We start from the raw sequence: 17501 nt of genomic DNA on the forward strand, positions 1-17501 counted from the left end.
GGGGGCGGGACCCCGCGGGCGGGCGGGCGCGTCGGGGGCGACATCTGCGCCCCCCCCCCATACACCCAGTCGGCCCCACCCATATGGGGGGGCGGTACCGGACCGGTACCGCCCCCACTTCTGTTTCTCAGCCAGTGGCCGGAAGCGCCGTCCGTGGCCGTACCGGGAACCCGGCCGCCTGATAGCAGTCGTCGATGAGACGCATCGTGGCCAGCGCGTCGTCCTCGCCGAGGACCAGCGGCGCATGCTCCCTCAAGTGGGCGGCGAACGCGTCGAGTTGGTAGGTGTACGACGACCGGCGGCCGAGTTCCTCGGTGCGCTCGCCGTCGGCCGTGCGGACCACCACCCGGTCGTCCAGGTGCGGCTGCACGAAGTTCATCGCGGTGGCTTCGCCGCGCGTGCCCACGAGACGGCAGCTCATCTGCCACTCGTCGTACGCCATATGGCAACGGGCGCTGCCGGTGGCGCCGCCCGGGAACTCGAGATCGGCGTACAGCCACTCGTCGACGCCCGGGGCCCCAGCCCGCTCGGCGCCACGCGCGCCGACCAGCCGGGGCGCGCCGCCCGCCCAGGGAGCCAGCATCCGCAGCGCGTGCAAGCTGTAGCAACCGAGGTCCATCAGCGCACCGCCGGCCAGCGGCAGCGACCAGCGCACGTCACTGTCCGGTGGTGCGGGCATGGCGACCATGGCCTCCACGTGCCGGAGTTCGCCCAGTGCGCCGCTGTCCAGCAACTCGTGGAGGCGTCGTGTGACCGGGTGAAAGAGGTAGTGGAAGCCCTCCATGAGGACGGTGCCCGCCTTGGCCGCCGCCACGTGGACCTCGGCGGCCTCCTCGGCGTTGCTGGCGGACGGCTTCTCGGTGAGGACGTGCTTGCCGGCCCGGAGAGCGGCCAGGTTCCACGGCCCGTGCAGGCCGTTGGCCAACGGGTTGTACACGACCTCGATCTCGGGGTCGGCGACCAGGTCGGCGTACGAGCAGGCGACGCGTTCGACGCCGTGCGCGGCCGCGAAGGCCTCCGCCCGGCCGCGGTCGCGGGCGGCCACCGCGACAAGCCGGTGACCGCCCGCGCGCGCCGGGCCCACGATCGACAGCTCGGCGATCCGGGCCGCGCCCAGGACACCGATCCGCAGGGGCTCGACCGTCATCCCTTGCGTACCTCGTCGAGTCGTACGGGCCGGTGCTCGTGGAGCGAGAGGGTGCACGCCTCGGCGATCCAGCTCGCCTCGATGGCGTCGGCCACCGTGCAGGGGGAGGGCCGGGCGCCCGCGACCACCTCGGTGAACGCGGTGAGTTCGGCGCGGTAGGCGGCGGTGAAGCGGTCCATGAAGAAGTGGTGCGGCTTCCCGGCCGGGAAGGTGGCGCCCGGTTCGACGGAGCGCAGCGGCAGCTTGTCCTCCAGGCCGACCGCGATGCTGTCCTTCATGCCGTGCAGCTCCAGGCGTACGTCGTAACCACGGGCGTTGTGACGGGAGTTGGAGATGACGGCGATGGTGCCGTCGTCCAGGGTGAGCAGGGAGGACGCCGTGTCGACGTCGCCGGCCTCTTTGATGTAGTCCGCTCCCCGGTTGCCGCCGGTCGCGAAGGCCTCGACCACCTCGCGGCCCGTCACCCAGCGCACGATGTCGAAGTCGTGCACCGAGCAGTCGCGGAAGATACCGCCGGAGGCGGCCACGTACGCGGGCGGCGGCGGAGCGGGGTCGAGGGTGGTCGACCGGACCGTGTGCAGGTCGCCGAGCCCACCGCTGACCACGGCCCGGCGTGCGGCCACGCAGCCCGCGTCGAAGCGCCGGTTGTAGCCGATGTGCACCTCGACACCGCTGCCCTGGACCGCGCGCAGCACCTCCAGGCTCTCCTCGACGCCACGGGCCACGGGCTTCTCGCAGAAGACCGGGACGCCCGCCCTCACAGCGGCGAGGATGAGCTCGGGGTGGGCGTCGGTCGCGGCGGCGATGACGACGCCGTCGACGCCGGCGGCGAACACGGCCTCGGGGGAGTCCACCGCGGTGGCCCCGAATCTCTCGGCGGCCGAGGCGGCGGCCGCGGCCACCGGGTCGGTGACCACCAGGGAGTCCACCGCGTCCAGCCCGGCGAGGGTCTCCGCGTGGAATGCGCCGATCCGGCCCAGTCCCATGATTCCGATACGCATGCGACTCTTCTTTCTCTGCCTCAGGAGGAGCGGCTCAGTCCTGGCCGCCGAAGACGATCTGGTCCCAGTCGATGACCGAACCGGTCACCACGCCACTGCGGTCGGACAGCAGGAAGACGACGAAGTCCGCGATCTCGTCGACCTGCCCGAGCTTGCCCATGGGCTGTGCCGCGGCGGCCTGCTCCCGCCAGTCGTCGCCCGCGCCGTGGAAGGCACGCTGCGTGGCGTCCTCACCCTCGGTGTCCGTCCAGCCGATGTTGAGGCCGTTGATCCGGATCCTGTCCCAGCGGTGGGCGTGGGCGGCGTTGCGGGTCAGCCCGGCCAGCCCTGCCTTCGCCGCGGAATACGGAGCCAGGTTGGGCGGCCCGCCGTGGGCGCAGTTGGAGCCGATGTTGACGATGGTGCCCGGCGCCTCGCGGGCGACCATGTCGGCCACCGCCGCCTGCATCGCGAAGAACGGCGCCCGCAGGTTGATCGCCATGTGCTGGTCGAACAGCTCCGGCGTGGTGTCGAGCAGCGAGCCGCGCGACGTCAGTCCGGCCGCGTTGACCAGGCAGTCGATGCGTCCGTGAGCGTCCACGACTTGGACGGCGCTGTCGCGCGCCTGAGCCGGGTCGGCGAGGTCGGCGTGCAGGAAGTGCGCGCCGGTGTCCGCGGCGAGCTTCTCGCCGACCTCGGCCCGGCGGCCGGTGAAGACGACCGTCGCGCCCTCCCGTACGGCCGCCCGCACGATGCCCGCGCCGACGCCCTGGCTGCCGCCGTTGACGAGGACGACCTTGTCCTCCAGCAGTCCCATGAGTCAGATGTTCCTTTCAGCTCCGGCGGCGCTTGGCGGCCGCCTGCAGTTCCTGGTGCAGCCGCCCGGGGGCCCATCCCTCGTCGGCGGCCTGCCAGAGCGTGTCCGCCTGGGAGGGCGGGGCGAGACCGTCGACCGGCGGGTCGAGGTCCAGGTTGGTGGGGAAGGGGTAGCCCTCGGCGGTGGCGGCGACCACGCGGCGCAGCCAGTCCTCCGAGACGCCCTCGGCCTTGCGGCGCAGCAGCACCGGGAAGACGGCGTCGGCCATCGCCTCACGGTCCACCGTCTCCATCGCGCGGCCGAAGGCGGAGGAGATCTGCAGCAGGTTCGCCATCCGCTTGATGCCGGTCGACCTGTTGTGTCCGGCGGCGTGGAAGAGCGCCGGGTTGAAGAACACCGCGTCGCCCTTCTCCAACGGGAGCTGGACGTGGTGGCCGTCGAAGTACTCGACGAACCGCGGCAGCCGCCAGGCCAGGTAGCCCGGCTCGAACTTCTGCGAGTGCGGCAGGTACAGCGTCGGACCGGACTCGACGGGCATGTCGCAGTGAGCCACCGCGCCCTGCAGGGTCAGTACGGGGGAGAGCCGGTGGACGTGCGCCGGATAGGCGGCGGCCCGCTCCTGGCTCAGGAAGCCGAGGTGGTAGTCACGGTGCACACTTTGCGCGGCTCCGCCCGGATTGACGACGTTGACCTGCGAGGTCACCTGGTATCCGGACCCGAGCCAGGCCTCGGAGACCAAGGCCAGCATGTCGTTGGCGTAGTAGTCGGCGAACGCCTCCGGCGCCCGTACGGCCACCTTGTCCAGGGCGTTCCAGACCCGGTCGTTGGCGCCGGGCTTGGCGAAGTGGTCGCCGCGCGCCGCTCCCGTCGCGCGTTCCTCCTCGATCAGGGCGCGAAAGACCTGGGACATGCCGTCGACCACGGCACCGTCGGCGAAGGCCCGCTTCAGGACGACGATGCCCGGCCCGTCCAGCAGCGCCCGGACCAGTTCGCCCTGAACGATCCGCCGGCTCTCCGGGTCGCCCGCGAGGCTGCGGAGCCGGTCACTGTCGTACAGCGGAACGTTCTGCTCGACCCGCTCGGCCGAGGGGTGGTCCGCGGGGTCGGTGCTCCGCTCCACGAGGGAACGAAACGCTCCGAGATCGCAGTCCGCCTCGGTCAACCAAGTCCGCGCCGCCGCGGCTGGGGAAGACATCCTGGGTCCTTTCGCAGTCCGTGCATTTCTGCCAGTCTTGAGAACCCGAACCCATCATTCAATGCTTACCGATACATCAAAACTCCATCAGAATCTCTTGGGATCACTCATGAGGCACCCCTACCCGATCAGGGAAATCGCCCGTCAGGCGGGACTGAGCACGGCCACCGTCGACCGCGTGCTCAATCAGCGCGGCAATGTGCGAGAGAGCACCATCAGGGAGGTGGAAGAGGCCATCAAGGACCTCGACCGCCAGCAGGCCCAGGTCCGCATCGGGGGCCGCACCTTCATGATCGACATCGTGATGCAGACCCCGGAGCGGTTCTCCACCGCCGTACGCGAGGCGCTGGAGGCCGAACTGCCGTCACTGCATCCCGCCCTGGTGCGCTCGCGCTTCCACTTCCGCGAGACCTGTCCGCCCGCCGAGCTGATCGGGACCCTGGACAAGATCGCCAAGCGCGGCTCGCAGGGCGTGATCCTCAAGGCGCCCGACGTGCCGGAGGTCGGCGCGGCCGTCGGCCGACTGGTCGCGGCCGGTATACCGGTCGTCACCCTGGTGACGGATCTGCCGCACAGCGCGCGTCTGGCGTACGTCGGCATCGACAACCGTGCGGCCGGCGCCACCGCCGCCTTCCTGCTCGGGCAGTGGCTCGGCGACCGGCCGGGCAAGGTGCTCACCACCATCAGCCGCGGCTCCTTCCGCGGCGAGGAGGAGCGCGAGATGGGCTTCCGCAGCGAGATGCGCCTCACCTACCCCCAGCGGTCCCTGGTGGAGGTCACCGACAGCGACGGGCTGGACGCCACCCAGTACGACCTCGTCGTCGAGGCACTCAAGCGCGACGAGGACATCATCGGCGTCTACTCCGTGGGCGGGGGCAACCTCGCCACCCTTGACGCCTTCGATGCGCTGGAACGGGAGTGCGCGGTGTTCGTCGCCCACGACCTCGACCACGTCAACACCCGCCTGCTGCGCGAGCGTCGGCTCTCCGCGGTACTCCACCACGACCTGCGCCAGGACATGCGCCGCGCCTGCCAGATCATCATGCGCGCCCACAAGGCCCTCCCCGACGACGGCCCCGCCCTGCCTTCCGCGATCCAGGTCGTCACGCCGTTCAACATGACGCCGGGAAGTCCGTCCGTGCCGGTTGTCGACTGAATCCGTCACGAGAGCGCTCTGCGGCGGTACCGAATCGGTGCCCCGAGACACAGTTCGTGTGCAGGAACTCGCAAGCCTTACCGCTGACTGCTCCTCTTGCCGACACTGTGGAGCACCTGCTCGTCGGCGACGCAGGAGTGACCGTCACCACGGGCGGCGAAAGACCGAACTGGGGGCCGGTGCGTCTCACCAGGATTCCCGAAGACAGCACCCACGGGTGAGAAGCCTCCGCCGGCGCAGTCGCCACCTCTCGGTGGCGGCTCGGTGATCCTGGACGTCGACGGGATGCGGGGGATCGCGAACTCCGACAAGGTGGACGCGGCACCGTAGGCGGTGGTACCCACGCGGAAGTAGCGGGTGCCGCCGTCGGCGTGCTGGAAGTTGAACTGTTTCTGGAAGGTACCGGTGACCGCGTCCATGGATCGGGCGTTGTTCGTCGCATGAAAGGTCCAGGTGCCCTCCTCGTCGGGCATGAACCCGATGCGATGGCGGAACTCGGCCTGGAGCACGATGCCGGTCGTGGTCGGGTCTGTGCAGCTCCGACTCGAACGTACGCCACCGCGTGGCGGTTTCCTGCCGCGCACAGCAGGCGCTGCCGATCGGCACATCCGCGGCTCCGCGAAGAGAGCGGCCTGGGCCTCCGGACCGGTCCGCAGTTCCTCGATGCAGGCCGCCACCTGCCCGAGTTTGCAATGCTTGAACTGGACGAGCGTCAATTCGTCGTCGAGCCGGGGGAGATGCCGGGTGGTACGAGGATCTCAGCCGAGCAGTGCCGTGCGCACGATGCGCTGCACGGCCATGGCGTCGTGGGCGGCCTGCGCCGCACGCAGCTCCTGCAATGGAAGCCGGGCGGCCTTGTCCTCCAGAGCCCGCAGGGTCGCGACGGACTCGCGGACGGCGTCGCCCGGGTCCTCGCGGTAGGGGAAGAGGTCCAGCTTCAGTGGCTCCTGCCAGTCGATCTGGCGGACGACGTGCAGGAACTCCAAGGTCTCCACGAGGTGGAGGGCGCCGGCGGTCAGGTCGTCGTCCCATTCCCGGTAGTTGTCGTCGAGTTCGATGTCGACGAGCCGTCCCATGGAATGGGCGAGGGTGAGAGCTTCGGCCGGGTTCTCCTTGGCGAACAGGGAGTGCCCGAAGTCCACGACCAGGCCGACGTTGTCGACGCCCATCTGCTCGATGGCGAGCAGGCTCGCGGCGGCCGTCGACCAGAACAGGCGGTTGCGGGGTTCCTTGAGCTTGTACTCGATGGCGAAGGTGACGTCGGGGAAGTTCCGGGCGACGTCCCGGATGCCCTCGATCGCGTGGCGGCGCAGCGCGGCGTAGTCCACCTGGAACGGGTAGTCGTAACCGTCCTGGCCGGGCCAGAACTTCACGTAGCGGGCGCCGAGGCGGCCCGCCACCTCGACCGACTCGTGCGCGAGTTCGACGGCGCGTCCGCGGACGGCGGGGTCGGCGCTGGTGAACGAGCCGCTGCGGAATCCCCGGTCGTAGATCACCGGTGTGATGTTGACGGCCGTCATGCCGTGCTCGGTGAGGGACTTGGCCACCTGCTCCACTGTGACGCCCTCGTCGAAGGGGTAGTTGAGGTCCAGGCCGACCAGCTGTCCGGATGAGGCGGCCAGTTCGATGGTCCGCAGGGTGGACACGGTGGGCCCGTAACCGTCGGTGGCGTAGCGGTCGATGATGCGGCCGAACGTCCACATGCCGCCGGTGAAGGTGCGTTCGGATGGGGCCGGGGGTGCAGTCACGAAAGATCTCCTGAATATCTATTCAGATGTTGCCGCTCTCTTCGCTTGGACGTTAGGTCGGCTCGATCGGGGGTGTCAAGGGCTCCATCTGGGGGGTTGACGTCCGCGCGTGCGGCACCCCACCATCTGGCTCACATAGATATCGCACACTGAATGGATATTCACATGTTGACCGCTGACCTCGCCACTGCGGCGGGTTATCGCCGGCTGCAACGCTCCATCCGCTCCGAGGACCCCGACCGGGCCGTCGAACACCTTCGTGCCATGTCCACCGACATCCGGCTCAGGGTCCTGGAGATGATCGACCGCGCCGGGCTTGGGCACATCGGCGGGGACTTCTCCGTCACCGACATCCTCGCCACGCTCTTCGGCGCCGTCCTCGACGTCGATCCGGAGCACCCCGGCGCCCCCGGCCGGGACCGGTTCATCCTCAGCAAGGGGCACGCCGCGGCTTCCCTCTACGCCACGCTCGCGTACTGCGGCTACTTCCCGCAGTCCGAGCTCGCCACCTTCACGGCACCGTCGTCAGCCCTGAACGGCCATCCCAACCGCCGGAAGGTCCCTGGCGTGGAGACGAACACCGGCCCTCTCGGTCACGGCCTGCCCGTGGCGGTCGGCTGCGCCCTCGGCGCCCGGCTGCGCGGCGACGGCAGCCGAACGGTGGTCGTCCTCGGCGACGGGGAACTCCAGGAGGGCAGCAACTGGGAGGCGGCGATGACCGCCGGACACCAGGGTCTGACGGGGCTGTGCGCCGTTGTGGACCGCAACCGGCTGCAACAGGGAGCCCGGACCGAGGAGACGGTCGGCCTCGACCCGCTGGCCGGAAAGTGGGACGCGTTCGGCTGGGAGGTACGCGAGGCGGACGGCCACGACCATGCGGCCCTGCTCGCCGCATTTGCGCCCGCCACTACGGGACGCCCCGTCGCCGTCGTCGCCCACACCGTGAAGGGCAAGGGCGTGTCCTTCATCGAGGACCGCGCCGAATGGCATCACCGGGTGCCCGACCAGGACCAGGTGCGCGCCGCCGTCAAGGAGCTGACCCGTTGACCGAGACCGTCACCCACCCCCTCGACCACGCGCCGGCGTACGACTGCCGACAGGCGTTCGCCGAGGAACTCATCGCACTCGCCCGCGAGGACGACCGCGTCGTCGTGGTCTGCAACGACTCCGTGGGCTCCAGCAACCTCGCCGGATTCCGGGCCGAGTTCCCCGACCGGCTGATCAACGTCGGCATAGCCGAACAGAACATGGTCGGCGTCGGCGCCGGCCTCGCCAACGCGGGCCTTGTGCCCTTCGTCTCGGCGGCCGGCCCCTTCCTGACCGGCCGCGCTCTGGAACAGATCAAGGCCGACTGCGCCTACAGCGGGCACAAGGTGGTCCTGTGCGGCCAGAGCCCCGGCATGGCCTACGGCGAACTCGGCCCCACCCATCACTCCGTGGAGGACCTGTCCTGGCTCCGCGCGGTCGCCGACCTGGCCGTGGTCGTGCCCACCGACCGCGCCCAGACCCGCGCCGCCGTCCGCTGGGCGTACGCCCACGACGGGCCCAGCTATCTGCGCATCCCCCGCGTCAAGGTGCCCGACGTGATCCCTGCCGATGCCCCCTTCTCCCAGGGGCGCGCACTGACCCTTCGGGAGGGGAACGACGTCACCTTCGTCGCTGTCGGCACGCTGGTCCCGCGTGCCCTGATCGCGGCCGACAGGCTCGCCGCCGAGGGCATCTCCGCCCGCGTCCTGAACACACCGTTCGTCGACCCGCTGGACGAGACCGCGATCCTGCGGGCCGCCGCCGAGACCGGCGCCGTCCTCACCGCGGAGGAGGCCACCGTCAGCGGCGGTCTCGGCGCGGCCGTCGCCTCCCTCACCGGGCAGCACGCTCCCGTGCCGCTGCGGCTGCTCGGCGTGTCCGGGTTCGCGCCGACCGACAGTGCCGAGGGCTTGCTGGAGCACTTCGGCCTGACCGCCGACGCCATCCACCGCGCGGCATGCGAACTGCTCCGTCTGCGATCCTCGGCGTCATGACGTCCGACCCGCTGCTCCTCGCCGTCGACCAGGGCACCTCCGCGACCAAGGCCCTGCTGGTCGATCACACCGGCGCGGTGGTGGCCTCGGCGTCCGTGCCGCTCTCCGCCGCACACCCCCGCCCTGGCTGGGTCGAGCAGTCCGCCGAAGAGATCTGGCAGAGCGTGACGCAGGCGGTCGAGAGGTGCCTGGCGGGTCACGACCCCCGCCGGGTGGCCGCGCTCGGCATATCCAGCCAACGGGAGTCCTGCCTGCTCTGGGAACGGTCCGGTGGGCGACCGCTCGGCCCGGTCCTCGGCTGGCAGGACCGGCGCACGGCGTCCGCCTGCGCCAAGCTGCTCGCCGAAGGACTGGGCCCGGCCGTCCGTACGACCACGGGTCTGCCCCTGGACCCGATGTTCAGCGCCCTCAAGGCGCAGTGGCTCCTGGACACCCACGACCCGGACCGCACCCGGGCCCGGCGCGGTGAACTCTGCCTCGGCACTGTCGACTCCTGGCTGCTGTGGCGGCTGAGCGGGCAGGCCGCGCACGTCGTCGAAGTCGGCAACGCCTCCCGCACCCAGCTCCTCGACGTACGCACGCGCGACTGGGACGAGCGGCTGCTCGACCTCTTCGACGTGCCGCGTGCGGCCCTGCCCGCGATCGTCGCCTCGACCGGTCCCTTCCCCGCCGTACGAAGCTTGCCGGGGCTGATGGACGGGACGCCGGTCGGCGCCGTGCTGGGCGACTCGCACGCCGCGCTGTTCGGCCATGGTGTCTTCGCACCGGGCAGTGTGAAGGTCACCTACGGCACCGGCTCGTCCGTCATGGGCCTGATCACCTCACCTGCCCGCGCCGAACAGTCACCGCTGTGCCTGACTGTCGCCTGGGACGACGGCGCCCCCGCCTACGCCCTGGAGGGCAACATCCGCTCCTCCGGCGCCACCCTGCGCTGGCTCGCCGGTCTGTTCGGCACCGACGAGGGCGCACTCGCCGCACGAGCCGCGCCGGACTCCGCCGGCGTGCACCTCGTGCCGGCGTTCGGCGGCCTCGGCGCGCCCTGGTGGGACAACGAGGCCACCGGACTCGTCTCCGGGCTGACCTTCGCGGCGGGCCTGCCCGAACTCGCCCGGGCCGCCCTGGAATCGGTCGCCTTCCAGGTGGAGGACGTCGTGGCCGGGTTCGACACCCCGGACACGCTCGTCACCAGCCTGCTCGCGGACGGCGGTCCCAGTGGCAACGCGACGCTCATGCAACTGCAGGCGGACGTCTCGGGACGCGAACTGCGCCGCCCGCACGACCACGGCATGTCCGCGCTGGGGGCGGCGCGGCTCGCCGGTCAATCCCTCGGGATCTTCACGAAGGAAGACCTGTCCGATGCCGCGGGGACGGCGGACACCTATCGCCCTCGCTGGTCGTCGGTGGAGCGAGCCCAGCGCCTCAGCGCCTGGCACGAGGCCGTGTCCCGGGCGAGTACGACCGTCCCAGCCCCCTCGGGCCTGGCGGAAGCGCCGTGATCATTCCGCCTCCGGCGCCCTGGATCAGTAGGGTTCGTGGTGTGTCCCAGCGTCCTGACCTCACCAGCAGCGAATCCGCCGACAAGTTGCGGCTCATCGTGCGTGTGGCCCGCATGTACCACGAGCGCGGAATGCGGCAGGCCGAGATCGCCGGCGCGCTGGGGCTGTCCCAGGCCGGCGTCTCCCGGCTGCTCCGCTCCGCGACTGACCTGGGCGTGGTCCGCACCATCGTCGTCGCGCCGCCGGGCATCCACAGCGACCTGGAAGACGCCCTCGCGGAGCGCTACCAGCTGACCGACGTCGTCGTCCTGGACGGGGACGACCTGCCCGAGCACCCGCGCACCCTGCTACGCGCGCTCGGCTCGGCGGCCGCGAGTTATCTGGAGACCGCGTTCCGCCCCGGTGACCTGATCGGTGTGTCGACGTGGAGCGAGACTCTGCTCGCCGCCGTCGAGGCGATGCAGCCCACCAAGGCCCGGGACGCCGCCCAGGTCGTCCAGCTCATGGGCGGCATCGGCGATCCGCAGAGCCAGGTGCAGGCGACCCGGCTCACCGCCCGGCTCGCCGACCTGACCGGCGGTACCCCGCTGTTCGTCCGGGCACCGGGACTCGTCGGCTCCGCGGAGGCCCGGCTCTCCCTGCTGCGCGATCCGGCGGTATTGGAGGTCAGCCAGGCATGGCAGCAGCTCAGTGCCGTGCTGGTCGGCATCGGCAGCCTGCAGCCGTCCCCCTTGCTTCAGCTGAGCGGCAACGCGGTGGCCGAGGAGGAGATCGCCAGGCTGCGCGCCCTCGGCGCGGTGGGCGACATCTGCCAGCGCTTCTTCGACGAGAACGGTGTCCACGTGGACGCGGGGCTCGGCGAGCGGACGATCGGGATCTCCGTCGACCAACTGCGCACGGTCCCGCGCCGTATCGCCGTCGCGGGCGGTGAGCGGAAGTACCCGGCCGTACGCGCCGCCATACGCGGGCGCTGGCTCACCGTGCTGGTCACGGACATCACGACGGCCCGGCGCCTGCTCGACGAGCCGGTCCTCTCTGCCCCCGGCGGCTGAGTGATCGGCCCACGGTCCGCTCCGCGCGGCTCGTCACTCGGACCGACAGACAGCGCCAGGCGGGGTGGCAGATGGAACTCGCCGAGGCCGAGGTCACGGAGTCGCTTCTCGGCGTTTGCGGCACGTCGCGCGTGGCGACTTTCCCGACCGCAGCCCTGGTGCTCCTTCCGCACGTGTTCTCGGAGGTCACCGCCGCCTACCCGCACTTGCGTCCGGAGATCGCCCAGATCGATCCGGACAACGCCCTTGTGGCTCTGGCTGCGCGGGACTTCGACCTGGTCCTCGGAGAGGAGTATCCAGGTGTCCCCTGTCCGAGCCTGGAGAGCATCGAGATCAAGGAGCTGTTCCACGACGCGATGAGGCCGTTGGTACATGAGCGGAAATTGCATCGCTGCAGATCAAGTCTGTTCGTCGGAGCGTGTGAGGGCTTCGGAGGCGAATTCGGGTCGATTCTGTCCGCCCTTCGGATTTTCAGCGTGTTGTCGCAGGTCGAGAAGGTAGCCCGAGGGATCACGTCCGTGGGAGTGGTGTATCAACGGCTACGCGGTGATCTCGACCTTCGAGGCCATGCGGTGAGTTCGGTGGGCAGGGCGGTGTCCGTCGGCATTGACACCGATCGCGATCAGCGCATGGACGTTGATGATCCGATCGCCCTCGCGGACCTTCTGCGTGAGCGCGTCCACCCAGAAGAAGGCGTAAGGCCCCTGGTCCAGGGGCCGGTTGCGGAAGACCGCGACCTGTTCGTCCAGGTGCCGGGCCATCGCCGAGACCTGGCATTACTCCAGCGCCGGGGTGGTTCATGCAACTCCAGCTCCGCCGGGCGTACGCCGTTGTTCTCCCGCCGGAGCCACACCGATCGGCAGGGTGACGGCGTTCACGGCGCCGGCCAGCGGCCTACGCTCCGGTGACCACGCGCACGAAGACGACCGGCTGGGTGTCTTCGTTGCGGTAGGCGTATTGCTGGTCGCTGGCGATGACCGTGCTCTGCCCGGGTGCCAGCAAGTGGGGGCCGGACTCCAGCATCAGGGTCAGGCGGCCGGAGAGCACGTGATGGATCTCCTGTGCGCCGGGTCTGTCGGGCTCGGCGTGGTAGGCGCCACCGGGGGCCAGGGTCCAGCGCCACAGTTCGGCGCGCGGGTCCCCCGTAGCCCCGAGGAGGAGTGCCTGGCTGCCGTCGGGGCCCTGCCAAACGAGCGTCCCCTCGACCTCCTCGTCCGCCGTGTCGCGTTCCGGGAGGGCGAGGGCGGCGAAGTCGGTGTCCAGGGCCCGCGCGACCCGGTCGACGGTGCCGAGGCTTGGATTGGCCTGGCCCAGTTCGATGTCGGTGAGCATGCGCCGACTCAGTCCGGCTGCCTCCGCCAGCTGCTGCACGCTCCAGCCGCGCTGTTTGCGCAGGGCCCTGATGCGCCCGCCGATACGGGTGACGAACTCCTGCGTGCTGCCGGCGGCGAGTTCACTGCTCATGGTGAGCAATATAGTGCACGCAAGGCTTGCCGTAGACACGAGTGGGCAATATATTGCTCATCATGCGAGTGATAACCACACCCCATGTCTCCGAGCGGGCCGTTCTGGCCGCGCTGCGCCAGGCGTTCGGGGATTCTTCCCACAGTGAGCCGGCCGGCCCTGGTCAGTTCGTCGTCGACCTGCCGGGCGGCGGTGACGTCATCCACTACCCGGCCGTACTGCCCGCCGCCGGTGTCCACGCCGTCAAGGTCTCCCCGTACCTGCCGCAGCCCGCCGGCCCCGCGGTGGTCACGGCCTGGACGCTGCTGATGAGCCTGTCCACCGGAGAGCCGGTCGCCCTGCTCGACGCCTCCGGCCTCACCGCCGAGCGCACCGCGGCCACCACCGTGCTGGCCGCCGACCTCCTGCTGCCGCCGGACGCCCGCACCGCGGCCGTCATCGGCTACGGCCGTATCGGCCGCGCCCACTCCCGCTATCTGCGCCTCGTCCGTCCCGGCATGACCGTTCGCGTGTTCTCGCCCGTGGGGATCGACGAAGTCGAGGGCGAGGACAAGGTCGTCTCCTCTGTCGAGGAGGCGGTCGAGGGTGCGGACCTGGTGATGCTGTGCACCTCGGCCGCCGACGACGTACTCGATCCTCGTGGCCTCGCCGCGGGGGCGGTCGTCACCTCGATCTCCACCAACGCCCCCGGTGCGCGTGAGATCCCGCCCGCGGCGGTGCAGGAGCTGGACGTGTACGTGGACGCGCGCACCAGCCTGCGGGTCGCCGCCGAGCTGCTCCAGGCCACCGCATCGGGCTGGGATCCCGCCCTGGTGCGCGGCGACCTGGCCGACCTGGTCACCGGCCGTGCCCCGCGCCCGAGCGGTGAACGCCCCGTGTACTTCCGGTCCGTCGGACTGGGCATCGAGGACGCGGCCGTCGCATGGGCCGCCTACGAGAACGACAACGCGACGACCGAGGAACGGCACTGATGAAGATCCGCGAGTTCGAAGTCGAGCGCTGGATGAACGACTACGAGGAGACCTGCCGGTACAACCTGGCCGAGACCTGCGTCCGTTCACTGACCGCCGGCGAGCTGCTGGACCTGTCCGGCCGACGCGACGAGGTGCTGGCCGAGCTGGCCGCCACCCCGCTCACCTACGGGCCGATCCCCGGCAGTCCGCGCCTGCGCGGCCTGGTCGCGGGCCTGTACGCGACGCAGGGTCCGGACAACGTCCTGATCACCCACGGGGCGATCGGCGCGAACGCACTCGTGCACACCACCCTCGTGGAACCCGGCGACCATGTCGTGGCCGTGGTCCCCACCTACCAGCAGCACTACTCCATCCCCGAGAGCTACGGCGCCCGCGTCGACCAGCTGCCGCTTCGCGAGGAGCACGGCTGGCTGCCCGACCTCGACGCACTCGACCGCCTGGTCACCGCGGACACCAAACTCATCGCCGTCAACAACCCCAACAACCCCACCGGCGCGCTGATCGACGAGGCCGGCCTGAAGCGGATCGCCGAGATCGCGCGGCGGGCCGGGGCCTGGGTGCTGTGCGACGAGGTCTACCGAGGCGTGGACCAGACCGGCGACGGCTTCACCGCCTCGATCGCCGACCTGTACGAGCGGGGCATCTCCACCGGCAGCATGTCCAAGCCGTACTCGCTGGCCGGACTGCGCCTGGGCTGGATCGTCGGACCGGCCGGACTGCTGGCCGACGTCTCCACGCACCGGGACTACACCACCGTCAGCGTCGGCCGCGTCGACGATCTGCTGGCGTGTGTCGCGCTGGAGAACAAGGACGCGATCCTGGCCCGCGCGCACCGGATCACCCGCACCAACCTCGCCATCCTGGACGAGTGGCTCGGCGGCCGCCACGACATCGGCTACGTCAGGCCGTCCTCGGGTACCACCGCACTTCTGCGCTACCGCGCTCCGATCGGCTCCTACGAGTTCTGCACCCGCCTGCTGGAGCGGACCGGAGTCATCTTCACCCCCGGCGCCGCCTTCGGCATCGAACACACCGTCCGCATCGGCTTCGCCGACGACACCGAGACCCTGCGCACCGGCCTGGGTCTCGTCGGTCAGTTCCTCGACAGCCTCGGCGGGTCCTGACAAACCCGGTCGGGCCTTTCAGTATCTCCCGCCGCTCACGGGGCATGGCCCGGCCGGCCGACGGTACGCCGCTGGAGGAACAACTGTGTGAGCGCACGCGTCGCAGTCGAGGAATCGGCGGTGCGCACGGTGAGGTGGATGTCACGGGCCACCCCCGCCGGCTCCACGATCTCCAGGTAGGTCACGCCGGCCCGCGGCACAGCCGCGAGCCCGGGAACGAGGGCCACGCCGAAGTCGGCGGCCACCATGTCGAGCAGCATCTCGTAGTGGTCGGAGCGGAAGGCGATTTCCGGTTCGAAGCCCTCGGAGCGGCACAGGAGTTCGGTGACCGCTTGGAATCCCTCGCTCGGCACGGTCGACAGCCAGACGGCGCGGGCATAGTCGTGCAGTCGTGCCGTCGTCCGTCCCGCCTGGTGCAGATGCGGAGGAACGGCGAGCAGCAGCCGGTCGCGGTGGAGATGGAGCTGTTGCAGCCCGCGCAGATCGGGCTGGGGCAGTCGCTCGTACTGATGGGTGACGGCCAGGTCGACCTCCCCGGCCGCCACGGCGGGGATCGCCTCCTCGGGCTCGACCTCCCTGAACGTCAGGGAGACCTCGCCGTGCCGCTGCCGGAAGGCCATGAGGGCGGGCAGGACCAAGGTGGAGGCCGCGGTGGCGAACGCGGCGACGCGCACTCTGCCCCCGTGCAGACCGGAGACGGCGCGGACGGCTTCCTGGGCGGCGTCGAGCTCGGCCAGGACGCGGTTCGCGTGCTCGGCCAGGACGCGGCCCGCCTCGGTCAGGCGGACACTGCGCGCGGAGCGTTCCAGTAGGGCGACGCCCAACTCCTGCTCCAGGGCAGAGAGTTGCTGGGAGGCGGCCGAGGCCGTGCACCCCGCGAGCCGAGCGGCACCCGCGATGGATCCAGACCTGGCGATGTCGCGCAGCAGGCTCAGCCTGCGTGGATCGAGCATAAGAAAAGCATAATCTCAGATGAAGCAGAAGCGTATTTCCTGATGCTTCTCGGCTGGGAGAACGTGACCGGACACCACGACGACTTCCAGGAGAACCATGTTGTCCACACCTCCCGACTCCCAGGCAAGCCAGCCTGCCCCGCGCCTCGTCCGGCCGCCGTCGCCCGATGACCTGGACCATGCATGGCGGACGGTCAGTAGCCGACTGTCTCCCACCCCGGTCGACCTCGGTGCCGGATCCACCGGCAGCACGCACTTCGCGCTCAAGCTGGAGTCCCTGCAGCCCACGGGTTCCTTCAAGGTCCGCGGAGCGCTCGCCGCGCTCTCCGCTCTCCCCGAGGGCACCCGTGTCGTCACCGCGTCCGCCGGCAACCACGGGGCGGGCGTGGCCTACGCGGCCCTCGCGCTCGGCCTCTCGGCCACCGTCGTGGTCGCCGAGAACGCCTCCCCGGCCAAGGTCGCCCTGCTGCGCCGGCTCGGTGCCGACCTGGTGCAGGTCGGACATTCCTTCGACGAGGCCGAGGCGCATGCCCTGGCCCTCGCCGAGCAGGGTGCCCACTATCTGTCCGGATACAACGATCCGCACGTCATCGCCGGTCAGTCGACCATCGGCCGGGAACTGGACACGCAGCTGGACGGTGACCTGACAGTGGTGTGCGGCGTCGGCGGGGGAGGGATGGCCTCCGGCCTGGGGCTCTGGGCCGCGACCCGTCCCGGCGTCCGGGTGGTGGGCGTGGAGGCCGAGGTGTCCACAGCGGTGAGCGCGGCCGTGCAGGCCGGTCGGCAGGTCACCGTGAGCATCGGGGAGACCCTCGCCGACGGCATGGCCGGCAACATCGAGCCCGGCTCGGTGACGCCCGGCCTGATCGCCCAGCACGTCGAGGCCATGGTGACGGTCACCGAGGCCGAGATCCGCGCGGCGATCCGCTACCTGATCACCGAACGCGGCTACGTGGCCGAAGGCTCCGGCGCGGTCGCCGTCGCGGCCCTGCTCGCGGGCAAGGTGCCGGTCCACGGCCGCGCCGTGGCCGTCGTCTCCGGCCGCAACATCACCCTGCCGACCCTCACAACAGCCCTGGAAACAGCCGCCTGACCTGCGCGACTGGCTCCATCGCACGCTTGTGGGCCCAGGGGCACAACTCCTGGCGCTCCCCGGCGAGCATAAGTACCGCTTACGTACAGCGACAGCAGCACAGTCTCCTTGCCCGACCGGCGGGACCCCTACCCTCTTGCCACCAGTCAGCCGAGTTTCGGCCAAAGGGCGCGAGTCCGACGACACCGCCGACCGCACCGCGGCCGGCGTCCGCAGTCCCACCGCGGGGACCACCGCCTTCCTCCGGTGCGCGCCCGACCTCCCGGTCGGCCCTCACCGCT

General features: G+C 70.6%; 16 protein-coding genes and 2 pseudogenes. 9 read left to right on the top strand and 9 right to left on the bottom strand.

Features of this window, described 5'->3' with window-relative positions; genetic code table 11:
* Positions 1-127 precede the first annotated feature (127 nt).
* The 4 genes from ACGFZS_RS32255 to ACGFZS_RS32270 are packed head-to-tail and all read right to left on the bottom strand — an operon-like array spanning position 128 to position 4139.
* A complete protein-coding gene (locus tag ACGFZS_RS32255) occupies positions 128-1147 on the bottom strand; it encodes a Gfo/Idh/MocA family protein (RefSeq protein ID WP_393798038.1) in 1020 nt (339 codons plus the stop codon).
* Positions 1144-2148, bottom strand: coding sequence for a Gfo/Idh/MocA family oxidoreductase (locus ACGFZS_RS32260; protein ID WP_393798039.1), 1005 nt, complete (start codon positions 2146-2148; stop codon positions 1144-1146). Before ACGFZS_RS32260 ends, ACGFZS_RS32255 begins: the two co-directional genes overlap by 4 nt.
* A gap of 34 nt (positions 2149-2182) precedes the next feature.
* Positions 2183-2944: an SDR family oxidoreductase gene (locus ACGFZS_RS32265; RefSeq protein ID WP_393798040.1), complete on the bottom strand. Its 762-nt coding sequence runs from the start codon at positions 2942-2944 to the stop codon at positions 2183-2185.
* A 16-nt stretch (positions 2945-2960) separates the two neighbouring features.
* Positions 2961-4139: a phytanoyl-CoA dioxygenase family protein gene (locus ACGFZS_RS32270; protein ID WP_393798041.1), complete on the bottom strand. Its 1179-nt coding sequence runs from the start codon at positions 4137-4139 to the stop codon at positions 2961-2963.
* A 109-nt stretch (positions 4140-4248) separates the two neighbouring features.
* Between ACGFZS_RS32270 and ACGFZS_RS32275 the strand changes: the two genes are divergently transcribed.
* Positions 4249-5295 carry a LacI family DNA-binding transcriptional regulator gene (locus tag ACGFZS_RS32275; RefSeq protein WP_393798042.1) on the top strand — a complete coding sequence of 349 codons (1047 nt, stop codon included), beginning with the start codon at positions 4249-4251 and terminating at the stop codon, positions 5293-5295.
* A 77-nt stretch (positions 5296-5372) separates the two neighbouring features.
* Here ACGFZS_RS32275 and ACGFZS_RS32280 read toward each other — a convergent pair whose 3' ends face one another.
* Positions 5373-5804, bottom strand: a complete 432-nt coding sequence (locus tag ACGFZS_RS32280) for a hypothetical protein (RefSeq protein ID WP_393798043.1) — start codon at positions 5802-5804, stop codon at positions 5373-5375.
* A gap of 249 nt (positions 5805-6053) precedes the next feature.
* Positions 6054-7043: a sugar phosphate isomerase/epimerase family protein gene (locus tag ACGFZS_RS32285; protein WP_393798044.1), complete on the bottom strand. Its 990-nt coding sequence runs from the start codon at positions 7041-7043 to the stop codon at positions 6054-6056.
* Positions 7044-7208: 165 nt separating this feature from the next.
* Between ACGFZS_RS32285 and ACGFZS_RS32290 the strand changes: the two genes are divergently transcribed.
* The 5 genes and pseudogenes from ACGFZS_RS32290 to ACGFZS_RS32310 form a co-directional block, all read left to right on the top strand.
* Positions 7209-8090, top strand: a complete 882-nt coding sequence (locus ACGFZS_RS32290; RefSeq protein ID WP_393798045.1) for a transketolase — start codon at positions 7209-7211, stop codon at positions 8088-8090.
* Complete coding sequence (locus ACGFZS_RS32295) at positions 8087-9064, top strand: transketolase family protein (protein WP_393798046.1); 978 nt, start codon at positions 8087-8089, stop codon at positions 9062-9064. Before ACGFZS_RS32290 ends, ACGFZS_RS32295 begins: the two co-directional genes overlap by 4 nt.
* A complete protein-coding gene (locus ACGFZS_RS32300; RefSeq protein WP_393798047.1) occupies positions 9061-10560 on the top strand; it encodes an FGGY family carbohydrate kinase in 1500 nt (499 codons plus the stop codon). The genes ACGFZS_RS32295 and ACGFZS_RS32300 overlap by 4 nt, the downstream gene beginning before the upstream one ends.
* A gap of 41 nt (positions 10561-10601) precedes the next feature.
* Entirely contained in the window at positions 10602-11612 is a 1011-nt protein-coding gene (locus ACGFZS_RS32305; RefSeq protein WP_393798048.1) for a sugar-binding transcriptional regulator, read from the top strand.
* Positions 11613-11683: 71 nt separating this feature from the next.
* Positions 11684-11992, top strand: a pseudogene (locus tag ACGFZS_RS32310) (LysR substrate-binding domain-containing protein); the annotation flags it as partial.
* A 210-nt stretch (positions 11993-12202) separates the two neighbouring features.
* Here the strand turns inward: ACGFZS_RS32310 and ACGFZS_RS32315 are convergent.
* Both ACGFZS_RS32315 and ACGFZS_RS32320 read right to left on the bottom strand, forming a co-directional pair.
* Positions 12203-12385: pseudogene (locus tag ACGFZS_RS32315) on the bottom strand (transposase); the annotation flags it as partial.
* A 121-nt stretch (positions 12386-12506) separates the two neighbouring features.
* Positions 12507-13076, bottom strand: a complete 570-nt coding sequence (locus tag ACGFZS_RS32320; RefSeq protein WP_393798049.1) for a helix-turn-helix domain-containing protein — start codon at positions 13074-13076, stop codon at positions 12507-12509.
* Positions 13077-13138: 62 nt separating this feature from the next.
* Here ACGFZS_RS32320 and ACGFZS_RS32325 point away from each other — a divergent pair, with 62 nt between their 5' ends.
* Positions 13139-14047, top strand: a complete 909-nt coding sequence (locus ACGFZS_RS32325; protein ID WP_393798050.1) for an ornithine cyclodeaminase family protein — start codon at positions 13139-13141, stop codon at positions 14045-14047.
* Positions 14047-15174 (top strand): aminotransferase, encoded by a 1128-nt coding sequence (locus ACGFZS_RS32330; protein ID WP_393798051.1) that lies wholly within the window; start codon positions 14047-14049, stop codon positions 15172-15174. Before ACGFZS_RS32325 ends, ACGFZS_RS32330 begins: the two co-directional genes overlap by 1 nt.
* Positions 15175-15209: 35 nt before the next feature.
* Here ACGFZS_RS32330 and ACGFZS_RS32335 read toward each other — a convergent pair whose 3' ends face one another.
* A complete protein-coding gene (locus ACGFZS_RS32335) occupies positions 15210-16127 on the bottom strand; it encodes a LysR family transcriptional regulator (protein WP_393798052.1) in 918 nt (305 codons plus the stop codon).
* A 97-nt stretch (positions 16128-16224) separates the two neighbouring features.
* Between ACGFZS_RS32335 and ACGFZS_RS32340 the strand changes: the two genes are divergently transcribed.
* Positions 16225-17220, top strand: a complete 996-nt coding sequence (locus ACGFZS_RS32340; RefSeq protein ID WP_393798053.1) for a threonine/serine dehydratase — start codon at positions 16225-16227, stop codon at positions 17218-17220.
* Positions 17221-17501: the final 281 nt, after the last annotated feature.

It is taken from the genome of Streptomyces sp. NPDC048288 (genome assembly GCF_043201555.1).
Taxonomy (GTDB): domain Bacteria; phylum Actinomycetota; class Actinomycetes; order Streptomycetales; family Streptomycetaceae; genus Streptomyces.